Here is a 24139-nt window from a genome sequence, read left to right on the forward strand (position 1 = left end):
CAACGATATCCACGATCCGCAGGCCGCGCGCGGAGGCCGAGCCGGGAAGGCACTGCACCGCGCGCAGAGCCGTGAACGATCACGGTGTCCGACCCGTGGATGTCGTGATGGAACCGGTGCTTGACCAGACGTCGAACGGATGGCAGAGTTTCCGTCATCAGTTGATTTACTCTCTGTATTTAGTCAGCGGATCCGTCGAGGGCTCCGCGGAAGGACAATGATGTCGAACCCACTGAAACGCGCGATACGCGCCACGGCCGGAGTGGCGGGTGTGGCGCTCTTGGCCAGCGTCCTCGTCGGTTGCTCGAGTGATGGCCGCGAGACCATCCACTTCACGTTCAGCAAGCGTGAGGCGTTCACCTTCATGAACCAGGCCGTCGCGGACTACAACGCCTCGCAGCAGCGGTATGAGGTCGTCATGGACACCTCGGGGCCCGATCCGCTCGCGGCGAGCTTCGTCCGTGGCAACCCGCCGGACCTCATGCTCTCGAACTACAACCACGAGGTGTCGCGCTTCGTCGAACGGTGCGCACTCTCCGACCTGTCCGACACGACAGCGGCGGCGTCCATCCGCGACGACCTCCAGCCGTTGCTCGATCAGTACGGCGTGTGTGAGGGACGCACGAGCGCGCTGCCCTACTCGGTGATGGCCGCTTCCGTCATCTACAACAAGACGATCTTCGCCGAGTACGGCCTCGAGGTGCCGACGACGTGGAGTGAACTCATCGCCGTCTCCGACACGCTGAAGGCGGCGGGCGTCGCGCCGTTCTACGCGACGTTCGCCGACGCCTGGACTGCCAACCAGGGCTGGTTCGATTACTCGGTCGGCGGCGCGGTCGACATCCCGGACTTCTACGACCGGCTTGCAGAGGAGGGTACCGAGGTGGGACCGGATGCCCCGGTCTCCTTCGAGAAGGACTTCTTGGAGCCCATCGAGAAGATGCAGCTCCTGGCCAAGGAGTACACGCAGGCCGATGCGCCGAGTCGCACCTACGACGCGGGCAACGTGGCTTTCGCCGAGGGCAAGGGTGCCATGTACCTGCAGGGCCCGTGGGCGTTCAGCCAGATCGCACTCACTGCACCGGATCTCGACCTCGGGACCTTCCCGCTGCCGATGACGGAAGATCCGAAGGACCTCAAGGTCCGGGTGAACCTCGACCTCGTCACCATCATCCCCGAGGAGGCGAAGAACCCCGAGGGTGCCCGCGACTTCCTCGAGTACCTCTTCCAGCCGGAGGTCATCCAGGCCTACAACGAGTCGCAGCTCGGGTTCGTCCCGACGGACGACGGCAAGGCTCCCGACGACCCGCGAGTCGCGGGGATGATCCCGTACTACGACGCCGGCGCGTTCTATCAGGGGCCGGGCGTGCTCAACCCCCGCGCCATCCCGACCGAGAACTACGCGCAGTCGCTGGTCCTCGGCACCGACGCGGCGTCGATGCTCCGCACCATGGACGCGGACTGGGCACGACTCGCGTTCCGACAGCCGCCCGTCACGAGCAAGGAGGGTTCCTCATGAGCGCCACCACATCGATCGTGACCGGGGGAGACCCGAAGGTCCGACGCAGCACCAAACGGGTCGAGCCGATCTACTACTTCTTCCTCTTCCCAGCGGTCATCCTGTTCACGCTTGCGATCACGCTCCCCGGCGTCGTCGGAATCTTCTTCAGCTTCACCGACTCCATCGGGATCGGTGACTGGGAGTTCATCGGCTTCACGAACTACATCGCCGCGTTCAGCGACCCGGCCATCCTCGCGAGCTTCCTTTTCACCTTCGGGTTCTCGCTCGTCACGGTCATCGCGGTGAACGTCATCGCGTTCCTGCTCGCGGTCGGGCTGACCGCGAAGATCCGCTTCAAGATGGGCCTTCGCGGGATCTTCGTCATCCCGATGGTCATCTCGGGCATCATCATCGCCTACGTGTTCCAGTTCCTCTTCATGAACTCGGTACCGGCCGCCGGCTCGGCGCTCGGGATCCCGTTCCTCGAGACGAGCATCCTCTCCAACCCGGACCTGGCCTGGCTGGGAATCGTGATCGTGACGGCCTGGCAGTCGATCCCCGGCACGCTGCTCATCTACATCGCGGGTCTCCTCGCGGTCCCCGGCGACGTCTACGAGGCGGCTTCACTCGACGGCGCGAACAAGCGCCAGCAGCTGCTGCGGATCACGCTGCCGCTGGTCATGGGATACGTCGTGATCAACGTGATCCTCGGCTTCAAGAACTACCTGAACGCCTACGACATCATCGTCGGCCTGACCAACGGTGGCCCGGGCACGTCGACACGGAGCATCTCGATGACGATCATCCGCGGGTTCCAGACCGGTGACTACGCCTACCAGATGGCCACGGCCACCCTGTTCTTCATCATCACGATCATCATCGCCCTCGTGCAACTCTCGGCGACGCGCGGAAGGAACGCACTCTGATGGCCACGCCAACCGTGCTCAGCACCCAGTCCATCACCACGGCGAACGCCACCCCGAAGCAACGGACCAGGGGAGAGCGGGTGAGCTGGTCGACGACGATCATCCTGCTGCTCTGCGCCGTGACCGTCCTCCTGCCGCTCTACGTGACGATCTCGATGGCGTTCAAGACCGACACCCAATCGGTCGACGGCAACGCCTTCTCGCTCCCGGCACCGTTCAGCATCGACGGCTTCGTCCAAGCCTGGACGCTCACGAAGTTCCCGGTCGGCTTCGCGATGTCGCTCCTCGTCACGGCAGGGACCGTGGTCGCGACGATCATCCTCGCCTCCTTCGCCGCGTACGCCATCGTGCGCAACTGGGATCGCCGACTGTTCCGCTTCTCGTTCTTCTACCTGCTCGCCGCGATGTTCATCCCGTTCCCGGTCGTCGCACTGCCACAGATCCAGCTCACCGGTCGCGTCGGACTCGACAACCCGTTCGGCGTGATCATCCTCGCCACGATGTTCCAGCTGAGCTTCAGCGTCCTGCTGTTCACGGCGTTCCTGCGATCGATCCCGATCGAACTCGAGGAGAGTGCACGCATCGACGGTGCGAGCACCTGGCAGACGTTCTGGAAGCTGATCTTCCCGCTCCTGGCCCCCATGAGCGCCACGGTCGGCATCTTCGCGTTCCTCTACGCCTGGAACGACTTCATGATGCCGTCGCTGATCATCTCGGACGCGGGACTCCAGACCCTCCCGGTGCGGCAGAACCTCTTCCAGACCCAGTTCAGCAGCAACTACAACGTCGCCTTCGCCTCGTACCTGATGGCGATGGCCCCCGCGATCATCGCCTACTTGTTCGCGCAGCGTTGGGTGATGTCTGGCGTCACCCAGGGTGCCGTCAAGGGGTGACCCGTCCGACCGACGGACCGACACCGGATCCACCCACCATCAGAGAAATCGAGGACCACGCCGTCATGACCGACGCACTACTCGTCGACACCGACACCGACACTGAGCCCGCTGACGCCCGGCGGACGGCCGCCGCCACCTGGTGGCGTCAGGCCGCCGTGTACCAGATCTACCCGCGGAGCTTCGCCGACGCGGACGGGGACGGTCTCGGCGACCTGCCGGGCATCCGCTCCCGGGTCGACTACCTCGCCGACCTCGGGATCGACGCGGTCTGGCTCAGTCCGTTCTATCCCTCGGCGCTGGCCGACGGCGGGTACGACGTCGCGGACTACCGCGACGTCGACCCGCGGCTCGGCACGCTGGAGGACTTCGACGAGCTGATCGCCGCCCTGCACGAGCGCGGTATCCGGGTCATCGTCGACATCGTGCCGAACCACACTTCGGATCTGCATGAGTGGTTCCAGGAGGCGCTCGCCGCCGGCCGCGGGTCGTCGGCTCGCGACCGGTACGTCTTCCGCGAGGGGAAGGGCGCATCGGGGGAGGAACCGCCCACCGACTGGGAGTCGGTCTTCGGCGGCCCAGCATGGGAGCGGGTCGAGGACGGCCAGTGGTACTTCCACAACTTCGCCACCGAGCAGCCGGATCTCAACTGGGATCACCCCGAGGTCCGCGAGGACTTCCTGAAGACGCTGCGGTTCTGGTCGGATCGCGGCGTGGACGGCTTCCGGATCGACGTCGCGCACATGCTCACGAAGGACCTCACCGAACCGCTGCCGAGCCGTGCGGAACTGGAACTGATGCCGCAGGACGGCACCCACCCGTTGCTGGACCGTGACGACGTGCACGAGGTGTACGCCGAGTGGCGGCGGGTGTTCGAGGAGTACGACCCGCCGCGCACCGCCGTCGCCGAAGCGTGGGTGGGTTCGCCCGAGCGTCGGGCGAAGTACGCATCGGCGGAGGGGCTCGGCCAGGCCTTCAACTTCGACCTGCTCGAGGCGGACTTCGATGCCGCCGAGTTCCGCACGGTCATCACCGACAACCTGGCGCAGGCGGCGGGGACGGGGTCATCGACGACGTGGGTGTTGTCCAACCACGATGTGACCCGTCACGCCACGCGGTACGGACTCCCGCCACTGGCCGGGCGACCCGTGAAGCAGGGCACCGAGTGGGTCGCGGCGGGTGGTCCCGAGGGCGACATCGATCGCGACCGGGGGCTCAGGCGCGCCAGGGCGGCGACGCTCCTGCTCCTCGGGCTTCCGGGGAGCACCTACCTCTACCAGGGCGAGGAGCTCGGTCTGCAGGAGGTCGCCGCGATCACCGCGGAGCAGCGCCAGGATCCCGCGTTCTTCCGCGGCGGCGAGTACGACGGGCTGGGACGCGACGGCTGCCGCGTACCGCTGCCCTGGTCGGCGGACCGACCGGCCTTCGGATTCGGAGGTGCGGTCGCGCACCTGCCGCAACCGGCCTGGTTCGCCGAGTACGCGGTCGACGTCGAGGCTGCGGATCCGAACTCGACGCTCTCGCTCTACCGTGAGGCACTCCGGCTGCGACGACTGCTGCAGACCGAGGAGCGCCTCGAGTGGATCGAGACGGGGCGGCCGGACGTCGTCCGATTCGTGCGGCCGAACGGTTGGCAGGTCCTGACGAACTTCGGGACCGAGCCGTTCCCGCTCGAGGCGGAGCACGACGCCGTCGTGCTGGGCTCCCTCCAAGCCGGTGCGGTCCCGGGGGAGTCCACCGTGTGGACCATGCCCGACGTCCTGTCGGAGTGACGTGGTCAGTCGACTCGTCGGACCGTCACCCCGAGCGATTGGATGCCCGACGCGACGTTCGGGCTGAGACCCGAGTCGGTGACGATGAGGTCGAACCGGGAGAGGTCGACGACCTTGTACTTCGCGAAGGAACCGTACTTGGAACTCCCGGCGACGAGGACGTTCTCGGACGAGACCGACATGGCCGCGTGCTTCACCTCGACCTTGGACTCCGCGGGAGTGGTCAGCCCGCGCTTCAGGTCCCATGAGCTCGTGGAGACGAAGGCGACGTCCACGGCGAGCTGACGGATCATCTCCGCGGCGAGTCGTCCGACGGTGGACTGGTTCGCGAGGTCGACGCGACCCCCGACGCTGATGAGTTCGATGGACGGGTGGTCGATGAGTTCGCGCACGATCGCGAAGTCGTTGGTCACGACGGTCAGATCCCGGCGCACTGCGAGATGCGGCACCATCGCGAGCATCGTCGTGCCGGCGTCGAGGTAGATCGTCGACCCGTCGGTCACGAGTTCCGCGGCCGCCGCGGCCATCGCGCTCTTCTCGCCGGCGTCGACCAGCGCCTTCTCGGCGTGGCTCGGCTCGGCGAGGAGACGACTGGCGATCTTCGCGCCGCCCGGGACGGAGAGCGCGCGGCCCTCCTCCTCGAGTGCCGCGATGTCACGCCTGATCGTCATGTGGCTGACCTCGAGCAGTCCCGCCAGCTGCGGAAAGCTCAACACCTGCTCCCGACGCAGATGCTTGACGATGAGTTCCCGTCGCTGCTCGGGTATCAGGTGGGCGAGGTCCCCCGTGTCGCTGGTCATCGTCTCCTCGTCGTCCGTCGGCGTGCGGTCCACGTTATCGGCTGACGGGCGTCCACGACGATCCGTAGCGTGCGGTGAGGTCTGCGATCTCCACGTCGTCGAGGAGTCGACGCTGCAGTCCGGCCGTGATGAGGGCGATGCGGGCGGCCTCCTCGACCTCGATCGCCGCGTCGATCGCGGCTGCGAGGTCGCCGCCGCTCGTGAGCTGCCCGTGGTTCTGGAGCAGTGCGGCGTGGAACGGGAAGGGCAGAGCAGCGAGGAGCTCGCCGAGTTCCGGCGACCCTGGCGCGCGGTACGGCACCAGCGGGGTCTGCCCGGCCCGCATGACGAAGTAGGGCGTGAGCGGGGGGAGGGCGCTGTGCGGCGCCCACGGCTCGAGGCAGGAGGCGGCCACGGCCTGGGGTGAGTGCACGTGGACGATGGCTCGATGCTCGGGGTTCTTCCGGTAGAGCGCGAGGTGCAGCGACGCCTCCTTCGAGGGCTTGTCGCCGCCGATCCATTCACCGTCGGCGTCGAGGACGGCGAGGCGTTCCGGATCGAGCGACCCGAGGACGGCGCCCCCAGGCGTGATGAGGATCAGGCCGGCCGCCGTCCGTGCACTGAGGTTGCCACTACTCCCGGGACTGAGGCCGGCGGCGACGACGGCGACGCCCGCCGCGACGAGGTCTGCCGCCGTGTCGTGGAGTTCGGGGTTCATAGGTGCAGATCCTTCCAGGCGGTGGAGAAGAGGTCTTCGGCACCGAAGTTGCCCGACTTCAGGGCGACGTTCACGGCGGTGCCGTTCCGACCACGGGTGCCCGATGCCCAGCAGACACCCGGCGCGATACGCGGGCCGATGACCAGTTGGTCGATTCCGAGGGCGGACACCACGGCTCCGGAGGTCTCGCCGCCGGCCACGACGAACCGCGTGAACCCGAAGCCGTCACCGCTCAACCGGGCCGCGAGGGCGGACAGGAGGTGTTCGACCGATGTCGCGGCGTCGACGGAGGCGATGACGTCGGAGGGGTGCGCCACCGCGTAGACGAGCACCGGACCGTCCTCAGGTTGCTCCACCGCCCAAGCCACGACCGCTTCGAGCTCTCCGGCAGGATCGGTGGCGAGCGCCCGGACGTCGACCTTGCGGTGCGGCATCCGCTGCATCGCGTGCCGGACCTGGCCCTGGGTCGCGCTCGAAGCGCTCCCGGCGAGGACGATCGGGCGTCCGACGGTCACGGTCATCGGGTCGGCCGAGCGGGGCGTGCGGGGCGTGAGGCCGAGGGCGAGGCCGGACCCGCCCGAGATCAGCGGTGCGTCGCTGGTCGCCTCAGCGATCGTCGCCAGATGTCGATCGGACGCGGCGTCGATGACGAGGTATTCGGCGTCGCTGGCAGCGATGGCCTCCGTCAGTGCGACCGCACCGGCGTCCACGGTGGCCGTGTGGATCTCGGTGATCGTCCGGGCGCTTTGCGGGCGCAGCAGCTCGGCCACCCGCGAACGCGTCATCGGGGTGAGCGGGTGGGTCCGCATGGACGAGTCCTCGAGGCGGATGCCGTTCACGAGCAGGATGCCGTCGCGGACGATGCGCCCGTTGTCCGGGAAGGAGGGCACCACGACGGTCCGGTCCGCGTCCAGCTCGGACGCGAGCGCATCGAGGATCGGTCCGATGTTGCCGTCGTCGGTGGAGTCGAAGGTCGAACAATACTTGTCGTAGATGCGTTCCGCACCGAGTGACCGCAGCGCAGACAGTGCGCGGAGCGACGCACCGACGGCTGCCGGTACCGGGGCGGTGCGGGTCTTGAGTGCCACGACGACCGCTTCGTAACCGCTCAGCCGTGCGCGGAGCGCCGAGTCCTGTTCGATCGCCTCGAGACCGTGCTCCGTCACGACGACGACGTCGAACCCGCGCCCGGCGAGGTTGGTCGCGAGGTCGGTCGCTCCCGTGAAATCGTCGGCTATGCCGCCCAAGTGGCTCATCCGGTGCCTCTCATGCTCGTCGCGGAGGGCTGGTGCTCGTCCCCGTCAATGTGAATATCTGTGTTGATAATTGACAATAGTATAGATCGACCATAGTTTGTGTGAATCGATGTGAAGCGTGAGGGTCGCGCCCGTCGTTCAGAGAGGAACCCGACACACGATGTCCCACCAAGCAGCTTCCATCATCGCGACGACCGACGGCGGACCGATCTCCGTCGCCGTCACGGGCGCGAGCGGGGGGTTCGGCCGGACCTTCCTCGCGCAACTCAAGCGCCTGGACACCATGCGCGCATCGGTCCTGGTGGACCTCGACCTCGGTGCGGCGTCCGCGCTCCTGGACGACCTCGGCTACCCGGACGACTCCTGGACGGTCTGTGGGGATGCGAGCGCGGTGTCGACGGCGGTCGAGGCGGGACGCATCGCGCTCGTCGACGACATCGATCTGCTCGCCCCGGATGCGTACGACGTCCTCGTCGAGGCGACCGGAAACACCCGTGCGGGCTTCACCTTCGCCGAGCGCGCGATCGAACAGGGGCGCCACATCGTCATGGTGAGCAAGGAGGTCGAGAGCCTGTCCGGGGTCTACCTCGCGGACCGCGCGAAGCATGCAGGCGTCGCCTACCTTCCCGGGATGGGCGACCAGCCCGCGAACCTCATCGCCCTGCTCACCTGGGTCAGGTCCGTCGGCCTGCCCGTCGTCGCCGTCGGCAAGTCCAGCGAGTACGACCTCGTGTTCGATCCCTCCACCGGCGTCGTGCGCCAGCTGCGCGAGGAGCTGCACGCGCCGGAACTCGGCGCGCTCCTCACCCTCGGTGACGACCGGATCGCGACGCTCGACGCGCGAGCGACCGCGGTGCAGGCGTTCAAGCGGGCGGCGGCGGCCGACTCCTGCGAGATGGCTGTCGTGTCACAGTATTCCGGTCACATCCCCGATGTCGAGGCCATGCACTACCCCGTCGCGCGACCGGACGAACTGGCCGACATCTACGCGCTCCGTGAGCACGGTGGCGTCCTCGGGGCACGCGGCGCGGCGGACGTCTTCAGCATGCTCCGCCTCCCGGGCGAAGCCAGTTTCGCCGGTGGCGAGTTCGTCATCGTCGAGACCGGCGACGCCGCCACCTGGGAGATGCTCCGCGAGAAGGGACATGTGGTGAGCAGGGACGGTCGGTACGCCTGCATCTTCTCCCCGTACCACCTGATGGGCGTCGAGACGCCGCTGTCCGTCCTCGAGGCGGTCTCCGCGCACCGCGTGCCGGCAGAGCCCCGGCAGCACGCGACCCTCGCCGGTCGCGCCGTGCGCGATCTCCCGATCGGCACCGAGCTCAGCGTCGCCGGCCACCACCACGAGATCGACGGCGTCGCCCCCGTACTCCGGGCGACGGTCGACACCGCGCCGGACGTCGCACCGTTCTACCTCCTCGACGGTGCCGCGCTCGCTCGACCCGTCGCTTCCGGCGAACTCATCACCCTCCAGGACATCGACGGATTCGACTCGCGACTCTGGGACGCCTTCGCCGTGGGCCGGGAGCTCGGCGCATGACGGCCGTCGACCCGCACGAGATCCGCATCCTCGATGCGCACCACCACTTCTGGGACTTCGACGGCCCCGGCTACTATCCGTGGCTCCAGGGGGAGTACAACGACCGGTTCTTCCTCGGCGACTACACCGGGATGCTGCACACCTTCCTCCCGGCACAGTACCGCGAGGCGACCGCAGGCTACCGCGTGGTCGGCACCGTGCACGTCGAAGCGGAGCGCTCCCGCGCGCAGGAGGTCGACGAGAGCCGCTTCCTCGAGGGCCTGCACCGTACCGACCCGAGGTTTCCGGCCGCAGCCGTCGCGCACGCCTCGCTCGCCCGGCCGGACGTCGGCGATGTGCTCGCCGAGCACGCCGAGATCGGGCTCGTCCGCGGCATCCGGTCGAAGCCCGTGACCTCAGCCACCGCTGCGGAAGCGGCGTCGATCGACGGCGCACCGGGCACGATGCAAGACCCCGTCTGGCTCGCCGGTCTCGCCCAGCTCGAGCTTCACGGGTTCTCCTGGGATCTGCGGGTGCCCTATTGGCACCTCGAAGACGCGGCTGCGGTCGTCCGTGATCTGCCCGGGATCCCAGTGATCGTCAACCACTGCGGGCTTCCCCTCGACCGGTCCGAAGCGGGACTCGACGTCTGGCGTCGCGGGATGCGCGCGCTCGCGGCCCTGCCCAACACCACGGTCAAGGTCTCCGAGCTCGGACTCCCGCGCAACCGCTGGGAGCGTGCCTCCAACGAGCGGATCGTCGCGGAGACCGTGGAGGTGTTCGGGGTCGATCGCTCGATGTTCGCCTCGAACCTCCCGGTCGCCACCCTGACGGCCCCGAGTTTCGGCGAGGTCCTCGACACGGTCCTCAGCGGTCTCCCCGGCGCGACCGGTGACGAGCTGGACCAGCTCTTCGCGCGGACGGCCGCCCGCGTGTACCGCGTCACGCTCGACGACTGAACCACCCACCCCACACCCGATCCACAGCCACCCGAAGGACCACCCATGGGCGTCAACGACGACAAACTCTTCCGCAAGATCGCACTCAGAATCCTCCCCCTCGTGATGATGGGGTTCTTCCTCTCCTACCTCGACCGCGTCAACGTCGGCTTCGCGAAACTCGAGATGTCCTCGGACCTCGGTTTCTCCGACGCCGTCTACGGCCTCGGTGCCGGGGTGTTCTTCATCGGGTACTTCATCTTCGAGATCCCGTCGAACCTCATCCTCGCCAAGGTCGGTGCCAGGGTCTGGATCGCGCGCATCATGATCACCTGGGGGATCATCTCCGGGTTGATGTTCCTCGTGGACTCCGAGTGGATGTTCTACCTCATGCGATTCCTCCTCGGCGTCGCCGAGGCGGGCTTCATCCCCGGCGTGCTCTTCTACATGGCGCAGTGGTTCCCGGCCAGCCGCCGGGGCCGGGCCTGGGGCGTGTTCTACCTGGCACTGGCCTTCTCGGGTGTGGTCGGCGGACCGCTCTCAGGGATCGTCCTCAACGCGACGCACCTGTCGCTCGGCCTCCAGGGCTGGCAGTGGCTGTTCATCATCGAAGCGGTCCCGACGGTCATCCTGGGCTTCGTCATCCTCAAGTTCCTGCGCGAGGACCACCGGACCGCTCCGTGGCTGGACGACGCGGAGAAGGCTCGACTGAGCGAGATGCTCGAAGCCGAGCGCCCGCCGACAGGACACACACCGCTCCGCGACGTGTTCCGGAGCCCGATCATCTGGCTGCTCGCACTCATCTACTTCTCCTACAACTTCGCCCTGTACGGCATCAGTTTCTGGCTTCCGAGCCTGATCCAGGGACTGGGCGTCGAAGGCACGCTCCAGATCGGCTTCATCTCCGCCATCCCCAGCATCGCAGCCATGGTCGCGATGGTCGTCTTCGGCTTCAGCTCGGACCGACACCAGGAGCGGAAGAAGCACATCGCTGCGGCCTTCGGGCTGAGCTTCCTCGGCTTCGTCATCTGCGTGATCGCCGGTCCGAACCCCGTACTCGGCATCATCGGGCTGAGCCTCGCCAACGCGGGTGCCCTCGCCATCCCGGCGATCTTCTGGAGCTTCCAGACGGCCATGCTCACCGGCACGGCACTCGCGGGCGGCATCGCCCTCATCAACTCGACCGGCAACCTGGCCGGCTTCGCGGCGCCGTACCTCATCGGCTTCGTCCGTGACGCCACGGGGAGCCCGAACATCGCCCTGATCGTCTCGGCCGGGTTCATGGTCCTCGGTGCGGTCCTCGTCCTCACCGTCCGCTCGGCGCGCCGCGGCGACGCCCAGATCCCGAAGCTCGTCACCGTCGAAGGAGACCGTCCATGACCGCCGACAATCAGCGGACCGCGCCCGGATCCGTCCAGGGTCCGAGCGGGGGGAGGGCGACGAACATCCGCTGGAGCGTCGTCGTCGTGCTCTTCCTCTTCTACACGATCAACTCGATCGACCGCAGTTCCCTCGGCGTCGCGATGCCCAGCATCGTCGGCGAGTTCGAGCTCACGCCGACCATGCAGGGTGTCATCCTCAGCGCGTTCTTCTGGACGTACTGTCTCATGCAGATCCCCGGCGGCCTCGCCGCCGACCGGTTCGGGCCCCGCCGGATCATCGGCATCGCCTCGGCCGTGTGGGGCACGTTCACCGCGTTCGCCGGCCTGGCCGTCAACGGGGTCATGCTGATCCTCGCGCGGCTCGGACTGGGGGCCTTCGAAGCGCCGTACATGCCGGCGGCGTCCAAGCTCGTCTCCAACTGGATGCCACCGAAACGGCGTGCGACCGGTGTCACGCTCATCGACTCCGGCGCACCACTCGGTGCAGCGTTCGGCGGCCTGTTGGTCGCTTGGCTCATCACCGCGACCGGCTCCTGGCGCTGGTCGTTCATCATCATCGGCGTCTCCACGGTCGTCATCGGCTTCTGCGTGTTCCTGTACATCCGCAACCTCCCGAGCGAACACCGCCTCGTGAACCGCGCCGAGGTGGAGCTCATCACGGTCGCCGGCGGTCCTGAGGAGGAGAAACCCGGCGTGACCCGCGGGAACGCGACGGCGATGGTCGTGGGTCGGTTCGGCTGGGCCATGGTCTTCTGGGGTCTCGTGACCTGGGGCCCCAGCTACCTGAGCAACGCCCGCGGGCTCGACCTCCAGGCGATGGGTTTCGCGACGTTCCTGATCTTCCTCTGCGGCGCCCTCGGTGAGATCCTCAGCGGGTTCCTCGCGGACCGGCTGCAGCGGATCTTCAGTCGGAACCGGTCGTTCAAGCTGCTGTTCGGGGGATCGGGCGCACTCAGCCTCGTCGCGTTGATCTCGCTCCCGTTCGTCACGGACGCCGCACTCGCGGTCACCCTGCTCTGCATCGGAGTCTTCTTCAACCTGTTCGGCGGTCTCTACTGGACGATCCCGGCCATGTTGGCCAAGAAGGAGAAGGTCGGACTCGTCGGCGGGATCATGAACTTCGCCGGGACGTCAGCCGGCATCATCGTGCCGATCGTCGCCGGTGTCCTGCTCGACGTCACTGGTGGCTACACCGCGGTGCTGATCTTCCTGGCGATCGCAGCCGCCGTGTACCTCGCCGCATCGCTCATGATCAACTTCTCGGGCGTCACGAAGAACGCACCGACGGAGACGTCCCGTGCCTGAGTCTGAGGGCACCGGAGGCGTCCGCTACGCCGGCCCCGTCGTCGACGCCCATCACCACGTGTGGGACCTCGAGCGGAACCGGCACCCGTGGCTGCTTCCCGGGGTGCTCGTGCCGCACCGGTACGGCGACTACAGCGCGATCAAGCAGAGCTACCTGCCGGCGGACTACCGTCGTGACACGGTCGGCCTCGGTGTCGTCGCGAGCGTGTACATGGAGGCGGAATGGGACCCGACCGACCCGCTGGGGGAGACGGAGTACGTCGAGGGACTGGCGGCGTCGACCGGCGTCCCCGGCGCGATGGTGGCGCAGGTCTGGCTCGACGCTCCGGACGCCGTTGAGGTCGTCGCTGCGCAGGCCGCACATCCGCTCGTCCGGAGCGTCCGTCACAAGCCGGGCGGACCGGCTACGGTCGCCCAGGCCAGGGTCGGTGGACGGACCCTCATGAGCGATCCTGCTTGGCGACGCGGGTACACGGCGCTCGCGATGCACGGGTTGCACTTCGAACTGCAGACACCGTGGTGGAACCTCCATGAGGCTTCTGACCTCGCGGCCGACGTGCCTGAGACGACCATCGTGGTCAACCACGCCGGAGTGCTGCTCGATCGCGAGCCCGACACCGTGGCCGGATGGCGGGAGGCGATGGCCGGCCTCGCGGCCCACGCCAACGTCGTCGTGAAGGCCTCCGGGCTGTGCGTCGCCGGTACGCCGTGGTCCACCGGACTCGTCCGGGAGCCGTTGCTCACGCTGGTGGAACTGTTCGGTGCTGATCGGGTGATGTTCGGGAGCAACTTCCCTGTCGACGGGATGTTCACCGATTACGCCGGGCTCCTCCACGCGTACCTCGAGAGCACGGAGACCTTGACTGCGGGGGAGCAGTCGGCGATCTTCCAGGGCACCGCGGACCGGATCTACGCGCCGGAGCGATTCGACGCGGCCTGATCGGTCCGCGACAACGTCGTGAGCCAGCCGAGGCTCTCCGAGGTCGAGGTTGACGGTCGGTATTCACATCCGACGAAGCCCTCGTACCCGCTCCGCGTGAGCGCATCGAAGAAGGCGGCGAAGTCGATCGTCCCGGAACCGGGCTCGCCGCGTCCCGGGCTGTCCGCGATCTGCACGTGGCCGATCCGTCCGACGTGCGTCATGACGTCCCGCATGACGTCCGCACCGTTGTTGTGCAGGTGGTAGGCGTCGAACAGGAGTCGGACGTCGGGGTGGTCCACGCGGTCGAGCACGTCGAACGCGTCGTCGACGGTCGTCAGCGGGTATGAACCGTTCTCGCCGTTCGTCAACGGTTCGAGGACGACCGTGACCCCGAGCGGAGCCAGGACGGCGACGATGCGCCGCAGGTTGCCGACGGCGGTCTCGCGCAGGACGTCGTCCGGCATCCCGTCGGGCCGGACGCCGTAGAGGGCGTTGACCGTGCGACAGCCGGTCGCTTCGGCGATGCGGGCGACGACCGCGGTGTTGTCGGCGAGCAGATGCTCCGCACCGGGGTGCGAGAGGACGCCGCGGTCGCCGGAAGGCATGTCGCCGGCGTACAGGTTGATCGCCCGCAGCGAGACCTCCGCCCGCTCGATCGCCGTGAGGAAGGCCTGGAGCTCCGTCTCCTCGGGGACCGGCGTGGCGAACGGCCACCAGCATTCGACGTCGTCGAACCCTGCGGCCTTGGCGGCGCCGAACCGCTCGAGGAACGGCACCTCGGTGAACATGATGGACAGGTTTGCGGAGAACTGCATTGTTCGTTCCTTTTCGATCGGGGTGCTTGACACCAGTTTGGTATATCGAAATACTCGAACGCAACGCCGGGGCGATGGAGCTCACTTCTTGTCTTGGTATATCGATAGCTCGATCAACCGGGCGACAACGACGACAGGAAGAGAGACGATGACGACCATCGGATTCGTGGGACTCGGCGTCATGGGGCGCCCGATGGCGGAGCACCTCGCCGCCGCCGGACACGACGTGACGGGGTTCAGCCGCGGCGATGCGAGCCGATCGGCCGCCAGGAACGTCGGCCTCCGCGTGGCCGACTCCGTCGGCGAGGCCGTCGTCGGTGCCGAACTCGTCATCACGATGCTGCCGGACTCGCCGGACGTCGAATCGGTCGCGCTCGGCGCGGACGGGATCCTCGCACAGCTCGCCGACGGGGCCGACTACATCGACATGTCGACGATCCGGCCGGAGACGGCTCGCGACGTGGCCGCCGCATTCATCGAGGCGGGCCACGGCGCACTCGACGCCCCGGTGTCCGGTGGCGAGGCAGGCGCCCGCGAGGGCACCCTCTCCGTCATGGTCGGCGGGGAGTCATCCACCTTGGAGCGGTGGCGGCCGGTCCTGCAGGCCGTCGGCGCCTCGGTGGTGCACGTCGGCCCGAGCGGCAGCGGCCAGGTCGTGAAGGCGGCCAACCAGCTGGTCGTCGCCCTCCACCTGCAGGCCCTCGCCGAGGCGGTCGTCTTCCTCGAGGCGCAGGGCGTCGACGTGGGGACGGCGCTCTCGGTGATCCGCAAGGGTCTCGGCGGTAGCACCGTCCTCGAACGCAAGACCGATTCGGTCCTGGCGGACGACTTCCGGGCCGGCTTCCGGTCCGAGCTCCACGCGAAGGACCTCGCGATCGTCGAAGCGGCTTCCCGGACCGCCGGCGTGGGCCTGCCGGCGACCGGACTCGTCGCACAGCTGGTCCGCTCGGTGGTCGCCCGCGGCCAGGGCGGATCCGATCATTCCGCGCTCGTCGAGCTCGCCCGCTCGATGAACGGCGGGGCGCACGCATGACCGTCACGGAACCGCGCGCGGCCGTCGAGACCGCCGACGTCCGCCCGGGATGGTGGCACGAGCCGTTCGACATGTTCCAGACGAACCTGCGCGAGATCGACGCGCTGCTCGACGTCGAGACGGTCCTGGACGCGATCCAGGAGCACGGTGCCGGCGTCTGGCTGCTCAACGTCGGCGGCATCCTCTCGCACTTCCCGTCGACGCTGCCGTTCCAGTCGAGGAACCCACTGCTCGAGGAGCGACCCGGGGGCGACCTCGTCGGAGACGCTGTCGACGCCGCGCATCGTCGTGGCGTCCGGCTCCTCGCCCGCATGGACTTCTCGAAGGTCGCCTCCCGCGTCGCCGACGAGCACCCCGAGTGGTGCTTCCGGTCACCGAATGGCGAACGCCAGGTCTATGAGGGACTGGTGAGCGTCTGCCCGAGTGCCGGGTACTACCAGGACCGGTCACTCGACATCATCGACGAGATCCTCGACGCCTATCCCGTCGACGGATTCTTCTTCAACTGGTTCGGGTTCAACGAGGTGGACTACGGAGGCCGGGTCCACGGTGTCTGCCACTGCGACGCCTGCGCCGAGGCCTTCGTCCGGGAGACCGGGATCGAGCGGCTGCCGTCGTTCGCCGGTGATCCCGGCTACCTGGAGTGGAAGCGGTTCGCCGCGGCGACCATCGACCGCTTGACGGCGCGCATCCGCGGGCACATCGCCGACCGAGCACCCCACGCGGGGCTCATCCTGGGCCGCTCAGCGGACATCCTGTTCCACGAGGCGAACAACGCCCTCGGTCGTCCGCTCTGGCCGCACGCGACGAGTGAGTCGGTGAGCGCGTTCCGGGTCGCGCAGCCGGGCAAGCCGGTCCTGGTGAACGCGGTCGCCTTCGTCGACATGCCGTACCGGCTGGCGAGCGAGCAGCCGGAGATGTTCGCGCAGTACCTCCTCCAGGCGGTGTCGCGCGGGGCGAACCCGTCGACGTATATCATGGGGCCGGCCGGGCTCATCGACTACGCCTGTCTCGCTCCGGCCGGGGTCGTGACGCGCTTCCATCGGGACCACGCCGAGGTCTACGCCGGACTGTCGCCCGCGGCCGACGTGGGTGTCGTCCGACCGAACCCGCTCGCGGCGCCCGCCGAGGTGCAGCTGGCGTCGGTCGCCGAGTTCCGCGGCCTGTTCTCCGCCCTGCTGGAACGGCACGTCGCCGTCGACGTCGTGCCGGCCGAGTCACTGCCCGTTGTGGACCTCGGACGCTTCCGCGTGCTGGTCCTCCCGGATCTCATCTCCCCGACCGCCGAGGAGGACGCCGCCCTCGAGGCGTTCGTCCGCGCCGGTGGACGGATCGTCGCGACGGGGCGGTCCGGCATCCGCTCCGACGGCTCCGTGGTCTCCTGGCTGCCCGGAGCGCAGCAACGGTCGCTCGAGGACGACGCGGAGGCGCTCAAGTCGAGCTACGTCCAACGGGGCGGTGGGCCGTCGGTCGAAGGCTCGGAGCTCGTGCCCGTGCGTGGGCGGCTGCACACCCTGGCGTGGCGTTCCGACGCCGAGCTGCGCCACCCGGTCGTCCCTCGAGCGCCATACGGACCGCCCGAGAAGGCCTACGGTCACTCGGTCGGACCGGCGTCGGCCTGCGGTGTGCTCACGCTCGGTCGGGGACGGGCCACACAGGTTCCTTGGACCGTCGGAGCGGCCTACCGTGAGCTCGGGCTCACGGCCATTCGCGACCTGATCGCCGATCTCGTGATCGACGCCGTCGGGGAGGATGGAACGGTGGAGGTCGAGGCGAGCGAACACGTTGAGGTGTCCGTCGGTCGTTCACGAGCAGGCCTCGTCGTGCACGTGCTCAACCACTCCGGTCAACGTCGGAACTCCTTCGGTCCCACCGTCCCGGTCCGCGGAACCCGGTTGCGGTTCCCCGGGAGGGCGGCCGACGCCGCCGGCACCCGCGTCCACCACGTGACCGCCGCCGACGTCGACGTCACCGTGTCGACGGTCGCGGACGATCTCCTCGTCGAAATCGTCGATGTCGTGGACGCAGCGGTCGTCGTGATCCCGGACGGAGGCGAGCGGGATGACGCCTGAGGTGGTCCTCGTCCGCGGCGGCCAGGCGGACGCCGTGCGCTCGCGTATCCGGAGCGACCTCCCCGAGGTCCGTGTCCTCGACGACGAGACCGCCCACCCTGCGACCACGATCGTCGCAGGCCGGGTGCGCGACGAGGAACTGCCCGGGCTGCCGGCGCTCGCCTGGGTGCACTCCTGGGCCGCCGGTGTCGAGTCCGAGGTGGGACCGGCTCTCCGTGGGAGCGGCGTCACAGTGACGTCCTCGGCGGGCAACGGGGCGGTCCCGCTCGCGGAGCACGCAATGCTGCTGGCCCTCCAGCTCGACCGCGGCGGACGTCGCTGGTCTGATGCCGCCCGCGAGGCCAGATGGGACCGGTTCACCCACGGCGAGCTCGCCGGCAAGACGATGGGCATCTACGGCTTCGGCAACATCGGCGCCGCCCTCGCGCCGCGTGCGAGCGCCTTCGACATGACCGTCATCGGCCTCCGTCGTGACGTCGGACGCACTCCGGTCGCCGTCGAGCGCCTGTACCGACCGGAAGAGGTCCTCGACTTCGCCGGGCGGTGTGACGTGCTGGTCGTGACGGCTCCGCTCACCGTGGAGACGCGCGGAGCGATCGACCTCCGCGTCCTGTCGGCGCTCCGCCCGGGAGCCTCCGTCATCGTCGTCTCACGAGGGGGCATCGTGGTCGACGCAGACCTCCTGGCGGCCCTCGACTCCGGTGCCGTCGCGGGAGCCGGTCTCGACGCGCACACGGTCGAGCCGCTGCCGGCGGACTCCCCGTTCTGGTCGCGGGACGACGTGGTGGTGACTCCGCACAACGGGGCCACCACGACCGCCACCGCTGATCGCGGAACCGCGATCTTCCTCGACAACCTCCGACGTCGGGTCACGGGGGAACCGCTCGTCAACCGTGTCGACCCGAGCTCCCTCGCCTGATCTCCGGCGTCCTGGAAGCGCCGTCATCGCAGCACCGTCACCACTCATACAACGCCGTATCGAAAGAAGGACATCATGTCGAACATCCCGCAGGACGTCAGCCGACGACGCTTCCTCACCTACGCCGGAGTCGGCGCACTCTCCCTCGGAGCCTTCGCCCTCGCCGGCTGCTCCATCGGAGGTGGTTCCGGTGCCGGCGGTACCACCACCATCCGCTTCGCCTGGTGGGGAGGCGCTGAACGCCAGAAGGCCTACCTGGCCGGGATGGACCTGTTCAGCAAGCAGAACAGCGACGTCACGATCGAGCCGGAGTTCGGTGACTACACCGCCTACCAGGAGCGCATGACGACACAGATGGCCGCGCGCGACGTGCCGGACGTCTTCTGGATCCCGTCGCCGGCCGTCCTGACCTACCGGGACGCGAAGATCTACCGACCGCTCGAGGACGTCGGCACGCTCGACCTGTCCGCGTTCAGCGACGCCGAACTCGACCTCTTCCGGATCGACGGCGAGCTGAACACCTTGCCGAAGTCGATGTTCTCCCCGGTCCTCCGCTACAACCAGACCTTCATGGACGAGGACGGCGTCGCACTCCCCGAGACGCTCACATGGGACAGTCTGGCCGAGTTCCTGACGGACTACTCGAAGAACAACGCCGCAGGCCGGAAGGGCACCACGTACGGCGCGTACCACGACATGCCCTTCGAGTCGTTCCTGCGCCAGCGCGGCGAGGACCTGTGGTCGAAGGACGGCAGGCTGGCCGCGAGTGAGGACGGCGTCGCCGCATGGATCGACTGGTGGGAGCAGCTCCGCAAGGCCGGCGCCACCACCAGCATCAGCGAGCAGGACGGCATCGAACCCGGCTGGTCCGACACCGGCGCCAAGGTGCTCGCGACGTTCGCCAACTCGAACCACATCGTGGACGAGGCCGCGGCGTTCCCCGACTACGAGTTCCGGCAGCGGGACGTCCCGGCCCTCGCTGACGCGGCGCCCGGATACCACTTCACCTACTTCAGCCGGTTCGCGATGTACGCGGGCATCGACGACGACCGCGTCGACGCGGCGGGTGCGCTGATGAGCTACAACCTCAACTCGATCGACCTGCTGAAGCTCGTGGGGCTGTCGGCCGGCGCACCGCCGAGCCTGGCTCTCCTCGACGAGTACGAGCCGTCGGCGACCCCGGACGAGCGGAAGGTGATCGCGACCACCCGCGAGATCGCGGCCATGGAGCAGCGGCCCCGGTACGAGGCTCCCGCGGGTTCCGGTTCGTGGCGCACCGTGATGATCCGCGAACTCGAAGGCGTGACCCTCGGGAACACCTCGGTCTCGAAGGCCGCCTCGAACTTCGTCTCGGCCGTCTCCTCCTCGGTGGGCAACTGATGACCCTCACGATGAAACGCGAGCCCGAGGTGCGGACCGGGACGACCGGATCCGCGACGACGACCGGACGGAAGCGGCGTCGGGCCTCCCACCAGCGGCAGGGCTGGGTCGCGCACGTCTTCCTCCTCCCGTGGATGATCGGGATGATCGCGGTCACGGCAGGACCGCTCATCGCCTCCGCCGTCCTCGCCTTCACCGACTACGACCTCCTGACCGCACCGTCGTTCATCGGGTTCGACAACTTCACCCGCATGATGGGCGACGAGCGGTTCTGGGCGTCGGCACGCGTGACGGGCCTGTACGTGCTCGTCTCGGTGCCCTTGCAGCTCGCCTTCGCGTTGTTCCTGGCGGTCATCCTCGACAAGGGGATCCGTGGGCTGTCCCTGTACCGGAGCGCCTTCTACCTGCCCTCGCTCCTCGGCGGCAGCGTCGCGATCGCGATCCTCTGGCGCCAGCTGTTCGGCGACGCCGGGCTGATCAACACGGTGCTCGGGTTCTTCGGCATCGAGGCTGACAGCTGGTTGCAGAACCCCGCGACCGCGCCGTGGACGCTGATCATCCTCAACGTGTGGACCTTCGGCTCGCCGATGGTGATCTTCCTGGCCGGACTGCGTCAGGTCCCCGACGAGCTCCTCGAGGCCGCCGAGGTCGACGGGGCCGGACGGGTTCGACGCTTCTGGTCGATCACCATCCCGCTGCTCACGCCGATCATCTTCCTGAATCTGATCCTGCAGATGATCAGCGCGTTCCAGGCGTTCACCCAAGCCCACGTGGTTAGTGGCGGCACGGGCGGACCCCTCGACTCGACGCTGTTCTACACCCTCTACATCTATCAGGAGGGATTCGTGAACTTCGACATGGGCTACGCCGCTGCCATGGCGTGGGTCCTCCTGATCGTCATTGCGATCGCCACGGCGGGCAACTTCATCCTTTCGCGCCGCTGGGTGCACTACGGAGACGAATGATGGCCATCACCAGTACCACCCTCGACGCCCTGCCCGCCGACCCCGATCCGACGCCCACCCGGCGCAATCGGGACGCCGGCCGACCACGGCGGATCATCCGCCACATCCTCCTCGTGGTGTTCGCGCTGCTGATGCTGTACCCGTTGCTGTGGATGGTGGTGAGCTCCTTCAAGCCGAGCAACCTGATCCTGTCGCAGACGGGCCTCATCCCGAGCGAGGTGACGCTGTCGAACTACGTGGACGGATGGGACTCCCTGGGGACGCCCTTCACGGCGTTCCTCCTCAACTCCGGCCTCATCGCCGTCGGGGCCATCGTCGGCAACCTGTTCTCCTGCTCCGTGACGGCGTACGCGCTCGCCCGGCTGAACTTCCGGGCGAACAAGCTGTACTTCGGCCTCACCCTCATGACGATGATGCTGCCGTTCCATGTGCTGATCATCCCGCAGTACATCCTGTTCGCGGAGCTCGGATGGATCAACACCTACGCGCCGCTGCTCATCCCGAAGTTCCTCGCGACCGACGCGGTGTTCATCTTCCTCATGGTGCAGTTCATCCGCACCATCCCGCGGGAACTCGACCACGCGGCGATGCTCGACGGTGCAGGCCCGTTCCGCATCTTCTGGTCGGTGATCCTGCCGCTCATGCAGCCGGCACTCATCACGACGACGATCTTCACCTTCATCTGGACGTGGAACGACTACTTCGGACCACTCCTCTACCTGACGAAGACGAAGCTGTACACGGTGCCGGTGGCGCTCAAATCGCTCGTCGACACGGAGACGCAGAGCGGGATCGGCATCATGTTCGCGATGTCGCTCATCTCGCTCGTCCCGATCCTCCTCTTCTTCCTCTTCGCGCAGAAGTACATCATCAAGGGCATCGCCACGACGGGAATCAAATGACGACGACACAGCCGCTCACGACCGGTACCGACACGATCGCCTGGTTCTCCGGCGACCAACGGTGGACACAACTGACCTTCGTCGAGGACGACCCGCTCCACTTCGACCTCGACGCGTGGGCCGACGTCATGGACCGGACCGCGTCGACCGCCATCTGCATCAGCGCCGGGGGGTACATCGCGTTCTATCCGACCTCGATCCCGTTGCACTACCGCAGCCGGCACCTCGGTGACCGCGATCTCCTCGGCGAGATCGTCGACCTCGCACGGAGTCGTGGCATGGTCGTCATGGCTCGGATCGACCCGCACGCCGTCCATCGGGACGTCCGTGAGGCCCACCCCGAGTGGATCGCCCGTACCGAGGACGGGGAGCTGCAGGAGCACTGGGCGCACCCGGGCACCTACGTGACGGACGCGTTCGGCGGCTATAACTGGGAGTTCACGACCGAGGTCGCACGCGAGGTCACCGCGGACTACGACATCGACGCGGTGTTCGCGAACCGGTGGCAGGGCCATGGACCCGGATACACCGAGACCGCGCAACGACGCTTCCGCGCGGCGTCCGGGCTCGCCCTGCCGACCTCGCGCGACGCCGTCGACGGAGCGTCCTGGCAGGCCTATCGGGGATGGCGTCGGGAGCGGCTGAGCGACCTGGTCGCGCACTGGGACGCGGCGGTCCAGGACGTGAAGCCGGAGGTGCGCTTCATCCCCAACCTCGGGTCGTTCGCAGCGGGCGAGCTTCGCGACGACGTCGCCCGTCTGCACGTCCCGTTCTTCCTCGTCGACCACCAGGCGCGTAACGAGGGGGAGACCCAGTGGGCGGCCGGCCGTGACGCGAAGCGGACCCGGTCCATCCACCCCGACAAGCCCGTCGGGCTCATCACCTCCGTCGGGCCCGAGTCGCACGGGTATCGCTGGAAGGACTCCGTCAACGCGGGTCAGGAGACCGTGGGCTGGATCGTCGACGGCTTCGTGCACGGCGCGTTCCCGTGGTTCACGAAGTTCGCGGCGCGTATCCATGACACACGCTGGATCCCGGCGGTCGAGCGGGCGTTCACGCTGCATCGCGAGATCGGCGCGACCTGGCAGCAGTCGCGCCCGGTCGCCGAAGTCTGCGTCTGGGACGTGGACAACGCCTTCGCCGACGCCCGGACGCGACGGGCCGCCTCCGGCATGTACCAGGCGCTCGTCGAGCTGCGGACGCCGTTCGAGTTCGTCGGCCCCCGTGGCCTGCACCGGCTCGGGCTGCCAGAGACGAGGGTGGTCGTCCTTCCCGAGATCGACGAGATCGACGAGCGGTCCGCCGCCGCACTGCGTGCCTTCGTCGAGGGCGGCGGCGAGCTCGTGGTGACGGGGGCCGGCCCCCTGATCGACAGGGGTACACCGCTCGTGACCGAGCTGACGGGCGCGCCGCTGACCGCCCGTTCGGCCGGGGTCGTCCGGAACAACTACGTGCAACGGGCGTCCGACGGCGTCCTGGCCGCAGGACTCGACGGCGCGGACCGCATCATCGGAGGAACCCGTCTGGCCCGCTTCGCGCCTGGCGCCGAGGCGAGCGTCCACTGGCGGTTCGTACCGGATCACCCCGACCTCCCCATGGAAGAGGTCTACCCGCGAGGGGAGGCCGTAGACCCGGCGGTGTTCCGTGCGTCGCTGGTCGCGTCGGACGCTGGCGGGACGGTGCCGGCGGGCGCCGGGACGGTCCAGGTCATCGGGTTCAACCTCGCCGAGCTGTACCACGAGACGCTCCTCGGAGACCACCTCACCCTGCTCGGCAACACGATCGAGGCCGCGCTCGGGGGGTCGAGTCTGGTCCACATCGACGGCCCGGGGTTCCTGGATGCGGCGGCGTGGACGGACGGCGAGGCGTTCACGCTCGCGTTCGCCAACCTCACCGATCCGTTGGCGATGCGCGGCCAGCAGCGCGCGGTGACGGAGCTCACCGGCATCCGGGTGCGGATCGACGCCACCCGCCTGTCGGAGGCCACGGGGCGTCCCGTCGTGCCGGCCGAGCTCTCGGCCGAGGTGGTCCTCGACGATCGGCGGACGCCGGCGCCGCTGGCGGTGGTCGACGGCACGATCATCGTGGAGCTCCCGACCGTCCGCGAACTCGGGATGGTCAGGCTCACCTCCTGAGGCGGGA

At 68.1% G+C, this 24139-nt stretch carries 20 protein-coding genes; 16 read left to right on the forward strand and 4 right to left on the reverse strand.

Going from position 1 to position 24139, the window contains the following annotated elements; genetic code table 11:
- Window positions 1-220: 220 nt before the first annotated feature.
- From QRN19_RS04475 to QRN19_RS04490, 4 genes are all read left to right on the forward strand, one after another.
- Complete coding sequence (locus tag QRN19_RS04475; RefSeq protein WP_285025487.1) at window positions 221-1519, forward strand: ABC transporter substrate-binding protein; 1299 nt, start codon at window positions 221-223, stop codon at window positions 1517-1519.
- Window positions 1516-2427 carry a carbohydrate ABC transporter permease gene (locus tag QRN19_RS04480; protein ID WP_285025488.1) on the forward strand — a complete coding sequence of 304 codons (912 nt, stop codon included), beginning with the start codon at window positions 1516-1518 and terminating at the stop codon, window positions 2425-2427. The genes QRN19_RS04475 and QRN19_RS04480 overlap by 4 nt, the downstream gene beginning before the upstream one ends.
- On the forward strand, window positions 2427-3320 hold the full coding sequence (locus QRN19_RS04485) for a carbohydrate ABC transporter permease (protein ID WP_064293707.1): 894 nt from the start codon (window positions 2427-2429) through the stop codon (window positions 3318-3320). The genes QRN19_RS04480 and QRN19_RS04485 overlap by 1 nt, the downstream gene beginning before the upstream one ends.
- A 65-nt stretch (window positions 3321-3385) precedes the next feature.
- On the forward strand, window positions 3386-5092 hold the full coding sequence (locus QRN19_RS04490) for a glycoside hydrolase family 13 protein (RefSeq protein ID WP_285025489.1): 1707 nt from the start codon (window positions 3386-3388) through the stop codon (window positions 5090-5092).
- A gap of 5 nt (window positions 5093-5097) precedes the next feature.
- On the opposite strand, the gene QRN19_RS04495 is transcribed toward QRN19_RS04490, so the two are convergent.
- Genes QRN19_RS04495 through otnK form a run of 3 tightly spaced genes read right to left on the reverse strand, consistent with a single transcriptional unit; the run spans window position 5098 to window position 7845 of the window.
- Entirely contained in the window at window positions 5098-5892 is a 795-nt protein-coding gene (locus QRN19_RS04495; protein WP_285025490.1) for a DeoR/GlpR family DNA-binding transcription regulator, read from the reverse strand.
- A 34-nt stretch (window positions 5893-5926) separates the two neighbouring features.
- Window positions 5927-6589 carry a class II aldolase/adducin family protein gene (locus tag QRN19_RS04500; RefSeq protein ID WP_285025491.1) on the reverse strand — a complete coding sequence of 221 codons (663 nt, stop codon included), beginning with the start codon at window positions 6587-6589 and terminating at the stop codon, window positions 5927-5929.
- Window positions 6586-7845: a 3-oxo-tetronate kinase gene (otnK, locus tag QRN19_RS04505; RefSeq protein ID WP_285025492.1), complete on the reverse strand. Its 1260-nt coding sequence runs from the start codon at window positions 7843-7845 to the stop codon at window positions 6586-6588. Before otnK ends, QRN19_RS04500 begins: the two co-directional genes overlap by 4 nt.
- 160 nt (window positions 7846-8005) lie before the next feature.
- Here otnK and QRN19_RS04510 point away from each other — a divergent pair, with 160 nt between their 5' ends.
- Genes QRN19_RS04510 through QRN19_RS04530 form a run of 5 tightly spaced genes read left to right on the forward strand, consistent with a single transcriptional unit; the run spans window position 8006 to window position 13929 of the window.
- A complete protein-coding gene (locus QRN19_RS04510; RefSeq protein WP_285025493.1) occupies window positions 8006-9385 on the forward strand; it encodes a homoserine dehydrogenase in 1380 nt (459 codons plus the stop codon).
- Window positions 9382-10323 (forward strand): amidohydrolase family protein, encoded by a 942-nt coding sequence (locus QRN19_RS04515; protein ID WP_285025495.1) that lies wholly within the window; start codon window positions 9382-9384, stop codon window positions 10321-10323. Before QRN19_RS04510 ends, QRN19_RS04515 begins: the two co-directional genes overlap by 4 nt.
- Before the next feature lie 45 nt (window positions 10324-10368).
- Window positions 10369-11682, forward strand: coding sequence for an MFS transporter (locus QRN19_RS04520; RefSeq protein WP_285025496.1), 1314 nt, complete (start codon window positions 10369-10371; stop codon window positions 11680-11682).
- Entirely contained in the window at window positions 11679-12989 is a 1311-nt protein-coding gene (locus QRN19_RS04525; protein ID WP_285025498.1) for an MFS transporter, read from the forward strand. The genes QRN19_RS04520 and QRN19_RS04525 overlap by 4 nt, the downstream gene beginning before the upstream one ends.
- Window positions 12982-13929 (forward strand): amidohydrolase family protein, encoded by a 948-nt coding sequence (locus QRN19_RS04530; RefSeq protein WP_285025500.1) that lies wholly within the window; start codon window positions 12982-12984, stop codon window positions 13927-13929. Before QRN19_RS04525 ends, QRN19_RS04530 begins: the two co-directional genes overlap by 8 nt.
- On the opposite strand, the gene QRN19_RS04535 is transcribed toward QRN19_RS04530, so the two are convergent.
- Complete coding sequence (locus tag QRN19_RS04535) at window positions 13899-14726, reverse strand: hydroxypyruvate isomerase family protein (protein WP_285025501.1); 828 nt, start codon at window positions 14724-14726, stop codon at window positions 13899-13901. The genes QRN19_RS04530 and QRN19_RS04535 overlap by 31 nt on opposite strands.
- Window positions 14727-14874: 148 nt before the next feature.
- On the opposite strand from QRN19_RS04535, the gene QRN19_RS04540 reads away from it, so the two are divergent.
- The 7 genes from QRN19_RS04540 (at window position 14875) to QRN19_RS04570 (ending at window position 24132) form a co-directional block, all read left to right on the forward strand.
- On the forward strand, window positions 14875-15759 hold the full coding sequence (locus QRN19_RS04540; RefSeq protein WP_285025502.1) for an NAD(P)-dependent oxidoreductase: 885 nt from the start codon (window positions 14875-14877) through the stop codon (window positions 15757-15759).
- Window positions 15756-17831, forward strand: coding sequence for a beta-galactosidase trimerization domain-containing protein (locus tag QRN19_RS04545; RefSeq protein WP_285025503.1), 2076 nt, complete (start codon window positions 15756-15758; stop codon window positions 17829-17831). Before QRN19_RS04540 ends, QRN19_RS04545 begins: the two co-directional genes overlap by 4 nt.
- Window positions 17821-18750, forward strand: coding sequence for a D-2-hydroxyacid dehydrogenase (locus tag QRN19_RS04550; RefSeq protein ID WP_285025504.1), 930 nt, complete (start codon window positions 17821-17823; stop codon window positions 18748-18750). Before QRN19_RS04545 ends, QRN19_RS04550 begins: the two co-directional genes overlap by 11 nt.
- Window positions 18751-18825: 75 nt before the next feature.
- The gene (locus QRN19_RS04555) at window positions 18826-20130 is read left to right on the forward strand and encodes an ABC transporter substrate-binding protein (protein WP_285025505.1); all 1305 of its coding nucleotides are present in this window, start codon (window positions 18826-18828) and stop codon (window positions 20128-20130) included.
- Window positions 20130-21095 carry a carbohydrate ABC transporter permease gene (locus QRN19_RS04560; RefSeq protein WP_502928028.1) on the forward strand — a complete coding sequence of 322 codons (966 nt, stop codon included), beginning with the start codon at window positions 20130-20132 and terminating at the stop codon, window positions 21093-21095. Before QRN19_RS04555 ends, QRN19_RS04560 begins: the two co-directional genes overlap by 1 nt.
- Window positions 21092-21997 carry a carbohydrate ABC transporter permease gene (locus QRN19_RS04565; RefSeq protein ID WP_502928029.1) on the forward strand — a complete coding sequence of 302 codons (906 nt, stop codon included), beginning with the start codon at window positions 21092-21094 and terminating at the stop codon, window positions 21995-21997. The genes QRN19_RS04560 and QRN19_RS04565 overlap by 4 nt, the downstream gene beginning before the upstream one ends.
- Window positions 21994-24132 (forward strand): alpha-amylase family protein, encoded by a 2139-nt coding sequence (locus tag QRN19_RS04570; RefSeq protein WP_285025507.1) that lies wholly within the window; start codon window positions 21994-21996, stop codon window positions 24130-24132. Before QRN19_RS04565 ends, QRN19_RS04570 begins: the two co-directional genes overlap by 4 nt.
- Window positions 24133-24139 lie beyond the last annotated feature (7 nt).

The organism is Plantibacter sp. ME-Dv--P-122b, assembly GCF_030209375.1.
Taxonomy (GTDB): Bacteria; Actinomycetota; Actinomycetes; order Actinomycetales; family Microbacteriaceae; genus Plantibacter.